The organism is Anaerocolumna sp. AGMB13020 (genome assembly GCF_033100115.1).
In the GTDB taxonomy this organism is placed as follows: domain Bacteria; phylum Bacillota; class Clostridia; order Lachnospirales; family Lachnospiraceae; genus Anaerocolumna.
In genome coordinates, this window is record NZ_CP136910.1 from 5,800,728 (window position 1) to 5,810,646 (window position 9,919).

8 protein-coding genes are annotated in these 9,919 nt (G+C 38.1%); all 8 read left to right on the forward strand.

The window, feature by feature from the left end:
- Positions 1-29: 29 nt before the first annotated feature.
- The 8 genes from ispH to ftsY all read left to right on the forward strand — a co-directional run bounded on the left by ispH (position 30) and on the right by ftsY (position 9,905).
- Positions 30-875: a 4-hydroxy-3-methylbut-2-enyl diphosphate reductase gene (ispH, locus tag R2R35_RS24430; protein WP_317732450.1), complete on the forward strand. Its 846-nt coding sequence runs from the start codon at positions 30-32 to the stop codon at positions 873-875.
- Positions 863-1,960: a 30S ribosomal protein S1 gene (gene rpsA / locus R2R35_RS24435; RefSeq protein WP_317732451.1), complete on the forward strand. Its 1,098-nt coding sequence runs from the start codon at positions 863-865 to the stop codon at positions 1,958-1,960. Before ispH ends, rpsA begins: the two co-directional genes overlap by 13 nt.
- A gap of 48 nt (positions 1,961-2,008) precedes the next feature.
- Positions 2,009-2,788, forward strand: a complete 780-nt coding sequence (locus R2R35_RS24440; protein ID WP_317732452.1) for a CheR family methyltransferase — start codon at positions 2,009-2,011, stop codon at positions 2,786-2,788.
- A 276-nt stretch (positions 2,789-3,064) separates the two neighbouring features.
- On the forward strand, positions 3,065-4,072 hold the full coding sequence (gene plsX / locus R2R35_RS24445; protein WP_317732453.1) for a phosphate acyltransferase PlsX: 1,008 nt from the start codon (positions 3,065-3,067) through the stop codon (positions 4,070-4,072).
- Between the two features lie 18 nt (positions 4,073-4,090).
- Positions 4,091-4,324: an acyl carrier protein gene (gene acpP, locus R2R35_RS24450; RefSeq protein WP_033166417.1), complete on the forward strand. Its 234-nt coding sequence runs from the start codon at positions 4,091-4,093 to the stop codon at positions 4,322-4,324.
- Positions 4,325-4,576: 252 nt separating this feature from the next.
- Positions 4,577-5,314, forward strand: coding sequence for a ribonuclease III (gene rnc / locus R2R35_RS24455; protein ID WP_317732454.1), 738 nt, complete (start codon positions 4,577-4,579; stop codon positions 5,312-5,314).
- A gap of 15 nt (positions 5,315-5,329) precedes the next feature.
- Entirely contained in the window at positions 5,330-8,896 is a 3,567-nt protein-coding gene (gene smc, locus R2R35_RS24460; protein ID WP_317732455.1) for a chromosome segregation protein SMC, read from the forward strand.
- Positions 8,897-8,984: 88 nt separating this feature from the next.
- Positions 8,985-9,905: a signal recognition particle-docking protein FtsY gene (gene ftsY, locus R2R35_RS24465; RefSeq protein ID WP_317732456.1), complete on the forward strand. Its 921-nt coding sequence runs from the start codon at positions 8,985-8,987 to the stop codon at positions 9,903-9,905.
- Positions 9,906-9,919: the final 14 nt, after the last annotated feature.

A 9,919-nucleotide genomic window follows, 5' to 3' on the forward strand; every position in this document is an offset into this window, starting at 1 on the left:
TAGTCCGGTTGTATAGAAAGAGGTTTCATTTGGAAAAGGTAGTTCTGGCTCGTACCGCAGGCTTTTGCTTCGGGGTAAAACGTGCGGTAGATGCCGTTTATAATGAAATTGAAAAAGGTGATAAGGTTTATACCTATGGACCTGTCATACATAATGAAGAAGTTATAAAGGACCTGGCTGAAAAAGGTGTAGAGCTGATTAGGTCAGATGAGGAATTAAAAACATTGACAGAGGGTACAATAATTATACGATCCCATGGTGTTTCCGAAAGAATTTATGACATTATCAAACAGAACAATCTGAACATGGTTGATGCAACTTGTCCTTTTGTTCTTAAAATCCATAAAATAGTGAAAGAGCAGACAGAAGCCGGTCGTCATATCATTATCGTCGGCAGCGAAAAGCACCCGGAAGTACAAGGGATAATAGGCTGGTGTTTGAATAATTATACAGTTATTGAAAACAAGGAAGATGCTGAAAGCTTTGATTTATCCGGCAATTCCAAGGTTTGCATTGTCGCACAGACGACAATTAACTACAATAATTTTCAAGATGTAGTTGAAATTATAACCGAAAAGGGTTATGATATAATTGTTTTAAATACAATATGTAATGCCACAAAAGAGCGCCAAACCGAGGCAAAAGAGCTTGCCAAGGCTTCTGACGCTATGATTGTAATTGGAGATATGCACAGTTCTAACACTCAGAAACTGTACGAAATATCTAAAGCTGAATGTGAAAATACTTACTATATACAGACACTGAAAGACCTGGATTTGGAGAAACTCAAATCTTTTCGTAGCGTAGGTATTACAGCAGGGGCATCAACCCCAAACAATATTATCAAGGAGGTTCATACTGCATGTCAGAAATGAGTTTTGAGCAATTATTGGAGGAATCATTAAAAACAATACAAAACGGAGAGGTTGTAGAGGGCACTGTAATACGTGTAAAAGAAGACGAGATCGTCTTAAATATAGGTTACAAAGCTGACGGAATCATTACCAGAAGTGAATATACCAACACACCGGGTGTTGACCTGACAACTGTCGTAAAAGAAGGAGATACTTTACAGGCTAAAGTATTAAAAGTAAATGACGGCGAAGGACAAGTTCTTTTAACTTACAAGAGACTGGCAGCCGAAAAAGGAAGCAAACGTTTAGAAGAAGCATTTAATAACAAAGAAGTACTTACAGCAAAAGTAACCGCAGTATTAGAAGGCGGACTTAGTGTAATCGTTGATGAAACAAGAGTATTTATCCCTGCCAGCCTTGTATCCGATGGATATGAGAAGAATCTTGAGAAATATGCAGGCCAGGAAATCGAGTTCGTTATCTCTGAGTTCAATCCTAAGAAAAGAAGGATCATCGGTGACCGTAAGCAGTTAATCGTAGCTAAGAAACAAGTTTTACAGAAAGAACTGTTTGAAAGAATCAAACCGGGTATGACTGTAGAAGGAACAATAAAGAATGTAACAGATTTTGGTGCATTTATCGACTTAGGCGGTGCTGACGGCCTTCTTCATATCTCCGAGATGTCCTGGGGCAGAGTAGAAAACCCTAAAAAGGTATTCAAAGTTGGAGAGACCATCAAGGTTCTTATCAAAGATATCTCTGGAGAGAAAATTGCTCTCAGTCTGAAATTCGAAGATGAAAATCCATGGATTAAAGCTTCTGAGAATTATGCCGTAGGCAATGTTGTAACAGGAAAAGTAGCAAGAATGACTGATTTCGGTGCATTCGTAGAGTTAGAGCCTGGTGTAGATGCTCTTCTTCATGTATCTCAGATTTCCAGAGAGCACGTTGAAAAACCCTCAGATGTATTAAAGATTGGTGAAGAAGTTACTGCAAGAGTAGTTGACTTTAATAACGACGAGAAGAAAATCAGCTTAAGCATCAAAGCATTGGATGCAGCAGTTGAAGAAAGCAACGAAGATGCTGAAGAGACATCTGCTGAATAAGCGCAGGGATATCGGACTTTACTAAACAAAAGATAGGAGTGTCTTTGCTTGACGGATAACTATGAATCCTTTAAGACCCAAATTTATCAGCTGACTAAAATAAACTTAAGTTTATATAAAGAACGTCAGATGAAAAGAAGAATTGATGCATTAATAGCGAAACATAAGATTGATTCCTATGATTCTTATGTTGAAACGATAAAGAAAAATCCTGTGATGTTCGAGGAATTCGTAAATTATCTTACTATAAATGTATCAGAATTTTACCGTAATCCAGAACAGTGGGTTTTGTTAGAAAAGGAAGTACTGCCTTATCTTTTTGGTAAGTTCGGAAATAATCTGAAAATATGGAGTGCCGCATGTTCAACAGGTGATGAACCTTATTCTCTTGTAATGCTGTTATCAAAATTCATGCCTCTTAACCGTATTAAGGTTATTGCCACTGATATTGATAAACAGATACTTGAAAAAGCAAGAATTGGTCTGTATAACATCAAAAGTCTGAAAGGACTGCCAGATGAACTTCTGAAGAAACATTTTACAGAAATTAACAGTACCACCTATCAGATTTCCGACAGCATCAAAGCATGTGTGGAGTTCCGACAGCATAATCTTTTAAAGGATGATTATCCTTCCGGCTGTGATTTAATTGTATGCCGTAACGTGCTTATTTATTTCACAGAAGAAGCAAAGGATAGCATTTATAAGAATTTTAATGCAGCTTTAAAGAAGGATGCCATATTGTTTGTTGGTAGCACTGAACAGATTATACAGCCTCAGAACCTGCAATTTGCCACTTATAAATCATTTTTCTATAAAAAGATATAGTACTTATCACATAAAGTGATATTTCAAGTCTGTAGGTACTTACGATGACTCTGGAATATCACTTATTTTTTTCTTATTTTGTTGTTGATTTTTATAATGATATCTAGTATATTGTGTATAGATACTGACTGGGTAAAATTTTGAGACAATTCAGTCCCTGTGATTTGAACGTTTGGGGCAACTGAAGAGTTACAAATGAATAATTGAAAACCCAAGAAAAACAGTATAATAAGTTCATGTTTTGAGCTTAATGCGATGCACAGATGGGAGCTGACTATGGAAAAAGTTGTGAGAGTTGCAGTTGATGCAATGGGCGGTGACTATGCTCCGGCTCAAATTGTAAAAGGTGCTCTTGAAGCAGTAAATGAGAGAAAAGATATTAAGGTTATCTTGGTAGGGCAAGAAAATGCTATTCTTTCAGAGCTAAAGGGAATCAATTATGATAAGGAGCGTCTGACGGTTGTCCATGCAGAAGATGTGATAACCAACGATGAGGCCCCTGTTATGGCTATTCGGCGTAAGAAGAATTCTTCTATTGTAGTGGCTATGAACCTGGTGAAGAATGGTGAAGCAGATGCATTTGTTTCAGCGGGCAGTACAGGTGCGGTTTTGGTTGGCGGGCAATTGATAATTGGAAGAATAAAAGGTATAGACAGACCACCTTTAGCACCGGTTATTCCCACAGAAAACGGAGTTTCTCTTCTGATTGACTGCGGTGCCAATGTTGATGCAAGACCTTCACATTTGGTGCAGTTTGCCAAAATGGGTTCCGTTTATATGGAAAATGTTATCGGAATCAAAAATCCGAGAGTGGCTATTGTCAACATAGGCGCAGAGGAAGAAAAAGGAAATGCGCTGGTAAAGGAAACCTTCCCTTTGCTTAAGAATTGTAATGACATAAATTTTATCGGCAGTATCGAAGCAAGAGAGATTCCAAAAGGTGGGGCAGACGTAATCGTATGTGAAGCTTTTGTTGGGAATGTAATTCTTAAATTATATGAAGGACTGGGCAGTACTTTAATCGGTAAAATAAAAGCAGGGTTAATGAGTACAACAAAGAGCAAAATTGGTGCTCTGTTATGTAAACCTGCTTTAAAAGACACATTGAAATCTTTTGATGCATCTGCCTATGGCGGTGCACCCATGCTTGGACTTAATGGTCTTGTTGTGAAAGCTCATGGCAATTCCACCAGCAATGAAATTAAGAATTCAATTATTCAATGTATTACTTTTACAGAGCAGAATATTAATGATAAAATCAGAATGCATCTGGAAGAAGAATAGAAAAGAAAGGTGAATATTATGGAATTTGAAAAATTACAAAAAATAATCAGCGAAGTTTTAAATGTAGATGAGGACGAAATAACAATGGAGACTACTTTTGTAGATGACTTAGGTGCTGACTCCCTTGATATCTTCCAAATCATCATGGGTATAGAAGAGGAATTCGACATTGAAATTGCCAATGAAGAAGCTGAGAACATAATAACTGTAAGTGATGCGGTAGAGCAAATCAAAAACGCACTGAATCAATAGATAGTTTAATAGCAATTATATTAAGCCCTTGGATAAGGGCTTAAGCTCTTATAAAGGGTAGAAGCGATTCTAAAGCATAAGCTTTTAGAAAGAGCATAAACTCTTAAAGAGGGCATAAGCTCTTATAAAGAGTATAAGCTCATGTAAGGAGCTTAAGTTCTTCGAATGGACTTATGCCCTTATTTAGGCTTTGCCTTTTAAAGGGCTATTTTAAAATATACAGAAAGAAATATAAGGAAACGGAGGACAAGAATGAATCGATCGGAAGAACTGATATTGGAAAAACTGAGAAAATTCGAAGATGTAATAGATTACCGCTTCAGAGATCGTATGATATTAAAACGAGCACTTACACATAGCTCCTATGCCAACGAAAAAAGAGTCAGCAAGCTGGAGAATAATGAAAGACTGGAGTTTCTTGGTGATGCGGTCCTGGAGTTGATAACCAGTGAGTTTCTATATGAGAATAATCCTAAAATGCCAGAGGGAGAACTTACAAAGCTAAGAGCCAGACTGGTATGTGAACAGACCCTTGCTAATTGTGCCATAGACATGAATGTAGGGAATTACCTGCTATTGGGTAAGGGGGAAGCTGCCACCGGCGGAAGGGAGAGATTCTCCATTCTATCCGATACAGTGGAGGCAATCATAGGTGCAATTTATATTGATGGTGGTTTTACTAATGCAAAAGAGTTTATTTTGCGCTTCATTTTATCTGATATAGAAAATAAGAAGCTCTTTTTCGATAGCAAGACTATCTTACAGGAAATTGTCCAAAGTGAATACAAAGAACAGTTATCCTATGAGTTAATTAAAGAAGAAGGACCGGATCATAATAAGCAATTCACAGTAGTTGCACTCGTCAAGGATATGGAACTGGGTTCTGGTATAGGCAGGACGAAGAAGGCTGCTGAACAGGAAGCTGCCTACGCATCTATCTTAAAGATTAATCGGAAAAAGAATCTCATTCCCCAGAATAGCAAAAATTAAAGGTCGGGAGAAACTATGTATCTTAAAAGTATTGAAGTCTATGGATTTAAATCCTTTGCCAATAAAATTATCTTTGAGTTTCATGATGGTATTACAGGAATCGTAGGCCCCAACGGCAGCGGTAAGAGTAATGTGGCCGATGCCGTAAGGTGGGTATTAGGTGAACAAAGTGCTAAGCAGCTAAGAGGTGCCAGAATGGAGGATGTTATTTTCTCTGGAACGGAAACCAGAAAACCTCTGGGGTTTGCTTCTGTATCCCTGACAATAAACAACGAAGATCATAAACTGCCCATAGAATATGACGAAGTAACAGTGGCTAGAAGAGTATATCGTTCAGGAGAAAGTGAATATCTCTTAAATGGCAGCACCTGTCGTTTGAAGGATGTACAGGAACTCTTCCTCGATACTGGTATTGGTAAGGAAGGATACTCCATTATCGGACAGGGTCAGATTGAAAAGATACTAAGCGGAAAACCGGATGACAGAAGGGAACTCTTTGATGAAGCCGCTGGTATTGTTAAGTTTAAGAAAAGAAAACTATCTGCACAGCATAATCTGGAGGAAGAACGCCTTAACTTAAGCAGAATCCAGGATATACTCTCTGAAATCGAGAAACAGGTAGGGCCTCTGGAAAACCAATCGGCAGTAGCAAAAGAATATCTGAAACTAAGGGATGAATTAAAAGAACTTGATATACAGTTATTCCTGTATGAGAATGAAAAAATGCAGGAAATAAAAAACCAGACCAATGAAAAGCTGATGATTGCCACCGATAATTTAAATGCTGCCAATGAGAAATCGGAGAATATCAAAGAAGAATTCTCTCTTTTAGAAAAAGAAATTGAAGAATTTAACACTACCTTAGAGGCACTTAAGACATCTCAAAGTGACAGTCGGTTGAATCAGGAGAAAACCGAAGGTGAAATAAAGGTATTAAAAGAGCAACTCTTATCCATTAAACAAAATGACTCTCATTATGAAACCAGGCTTGCTGCCATAACAGAGGATATCAAGACCAGGGTAGAAGAGCAGGAAAGTTACATAAAGCAAAAAAAGGAATTAGACCTGCTGATTGACAAGATGGATGAAAGCCAGTCTGTCAATGTACTGGAATTAGAAGAAATTCGCAACCGGATTAAGGAAGATGTTACACTGGCCGAAAATCTGCATGGTGAGATATTTGATTATCTTAATGAGAATTCCGGAATTAAAACAAATCTTCAGAGATATGAGACTATTCTGGAACAGAATAATATTAAGAAAACAGAACTTACCCAGAGAATTCTTCGTAACAAAAGTGAAGACGCGATAAATGATCAGGAAATCCAAAATGTCAGAGAACAGTTAGAAACGCTAGAGACCCAGAAGCAGGAAAACCTTAAGGAGACCAGCCAGGCGCAGGAGAAGGTAACGGATTATCAAAATAATTTAAAGGTTATAGAAGAAGAGATACAAAAGAAGCAGCGTGAATATCAGATGGGAAGCTCCCAGCTGGAGGCCTTAAAAAACCTTACGGAACGATATGAAGGTTATGGCAACAGTATCCGAAGAATCATGGAAAAGAAAGATACCCAGGGTATCATCGGAGTTGTTGCAGATATTATTAAGACGGAACCGAAATATGAAACTGCAGTAGAAACAGCTTTAGGCGGAAGCATTCAGAATATTGTTACAGATACAGAAGCTACAGCAAAAGGACTGATTGACTATTTAAAGCAGAATAAATACGGACGTGCTACCTTTCTTCCGTTAACCAGTATTTCGGCAAAAGAAGCATATGGTCAGCAAAGGTATTTAGAGGAAAAAGGAGTACTGGGTCTAGCCAATACACTGGTAAAGACCGAAGAACGTTTTAAGGGACTTATGCAGTATCTTCTCGGAAAAAGCCTTGTGGTAGACAATATTGACAATGCGTTGCTGATTGCCAGAAAATACAATTATACTCTGCGTATCATAACCCTGGATGGAGAGCTTTTAAGCCCTGGCGGTTCCTTGTCGGGAGGCGCTTATAAGAACTCCAGTAATCTGCTGAGCAGAAGGCGTGAAATAGAAGATCTGGAAGAAAAAATCTTAGTATTAAAAACAGAAGTAAATAGCCAGAATCATAACCGTGAAGTGATTTTACAAGATATACAGAAGGCTTTCAATGAGATGGAGGAGAAAAAACAGGTTCTTCAGGAAATTCATCTCAGGGAAAATACCTTAAAGCTTCAGCTGTCACAGTGCGATAAGAAAAAACAGGAACTAAAAGCACTTTACGAAGAAATTACAAATGAAATAAATCAAATTGAAAATCAGAGTATAGAATTAAATAGAAATATTACAATTCTAAAAGACAGCCTTGTGCTCAATGAAGAAAAGAGCAAGGAGAATGAACAAAGAATTGAAGAGATGAACCGGCAGCTGGAGGAAGTGAAGAAGCAGGAACAACTGTTAAATGAACAGGTGTCCCAGGCGAAGGTTGAAATGTCAGCTTTTGACCAGAAGAATCAGCATTTGCTCGATAATATCAAAAGAATAAAGCGTGAGCTCGAAAAACTCTATGAAGAAGAGAGCGGTATTAAGAGAAATAGAGAAGCGTCTCTGGCTTCCTATGATGAAAAACTAAAAGCTATAAGCCAGGATGAAGAAAAAACAAGGAACTATAGTGAAGAAATCGCTAAACTTGAAGAAGAGATCAAGGAAATACAGGCAAAAAAAGATGCAGTAACCTTAACTCATAAAAGCTTCTTCGATCGCAGGGAAGAGCTCTCGAAGGAAATCATCAATCTGGATAAGGAGATTTTTCGTTTGAGCGGTCAGCTGGAAAGACTGGAAGAGCAGCTGAATGAGAAGAAAGATTATATGTGGGAGGAATATGAACTTACCCTGCATACTGCACTTGAAACCTTGAATATATTATCGGCTGAAAATACTGATTCTGCTTTGGTGAAAAAGAGAATCAGTGAGGTTAAAGGTAGTATGAAAGGTCTCGGGGATGTAAATATTAATGCTATTGAAGATTATAAGAATCTTTCTGAACGTTACCTGTTCCTGAAAAGCCAAAAAGAAGACATAGAAAAAGCGGAAGATACCCTCATCCATATTATTGAAGAGCTGGATGAAGAAATGCGCAATCAGTTTAATGATAAATTTGCTCAGATAAAGGTACAGTTTAACCAAGTATTTAAAGAGCTATTTGGTGGCGGTCTGGCAACACTTGCATTAACAGAAGGTGAAGATGTACTGGAAGCAGGTATAATCATAACAAGCCAGCCTCCGGGCAAGAAATTACAGAATATGATGCAGCTATCAGGTGGAGAAAAAGCCTTGACAGCAATCTCCTTGCTTTTTGCAATTCAGAATCTAAAGCCATCGCCTTTCTGTCTTCTGGATGAGATAGAAGCGGCATTAGATGATGCCAATGTTAAACGTTTTGCCAAATATCTTCATAAACTGACCAAGGATACACAGTTTATTATCATAACTCACAGAAGAGGAACCATGAATGCTGCAGATGTTCTATACGGTATTACCATGCAGGAAAAGGGTGTCTCCACACTGGTATCCGTTAATCTGATTGAGAAGGATTTAGAGAAATAACAAATTGACGGAATTGTCACATGTAAATTAATTTTACGACCAATAAGATCTACGGCCATTAAGACAGATGGCCAGAAAAGAGGTAAGGATGGGAGAAAAAAAAGGCTTTTTTGGCAGATTGGTAGAAGGGCTTTCAAAGACTAGAAATAACATAGTTTCCGGAATTGAGTCTATCTTCAATGGTTTTTCCAGTATTGATGATGAGTTTTATGAAGAACTGGAAGAAATACTTATCATGGCGGATATCGGTATCAATACTACTGGTTCCATTATTGAGGATTTAAAGCAAAAAGTAAAAGAAGCAAAGATAAAAGAGCCTCAGGAATGTAAGGAACTCTTAAAAGAAAGTATCATGGATCAGATGAAGGTAAACGAAGCAGCCTATGACTTTGAGAACCAAAGGTCCATTGTACTTCTAATCGGTGTAAATGGTGTAGGAAAAACCACCTCCGTAGGAAAACTGGCAGGCCAGTTAAAGGATAAAGGTAAAAAAGTTATGGTCGCAGCAGCAGATACCTTCCGTGCTGCTGCAATAGAACAGCTTACGGAATGGGCTGATCGTGCCAAGGTTGAAATTATAGCACAAAAAGAAGGGTCTGATCCGGCTGCTGTTATATATGACGCTGTAACCTCTGCAAAAGCTAAGAATACAGACGTATTAATCTGTGATACGGCAGGAAGACTTCATAATAAAAAGAATCTTATGGAGGAACTCAAAAAGATCGACAGGGTCATCACCAGAGAATATCCGGATGCTTACCGAGAGACTCTGATAGTATTAGATGGAACAACTGGCCAGAATGCGCTTGCCCAAGCAAAGCAGTTTAAAGAAATTGCTGATATTACAGGTATTATTCTGACAAAGTTAGACGGAACAGCCAAAGGAGGTATTGCCATTGCAATCCAGGCTGAGCTTGGCATACCGGTTAAATATATCGGTATCGGGGAACACATTGATGATTTACAGAAATTTAACGCAAGTGATTTTGTAAACGCACTGTTTAACTAAAAGGAGAATACAGA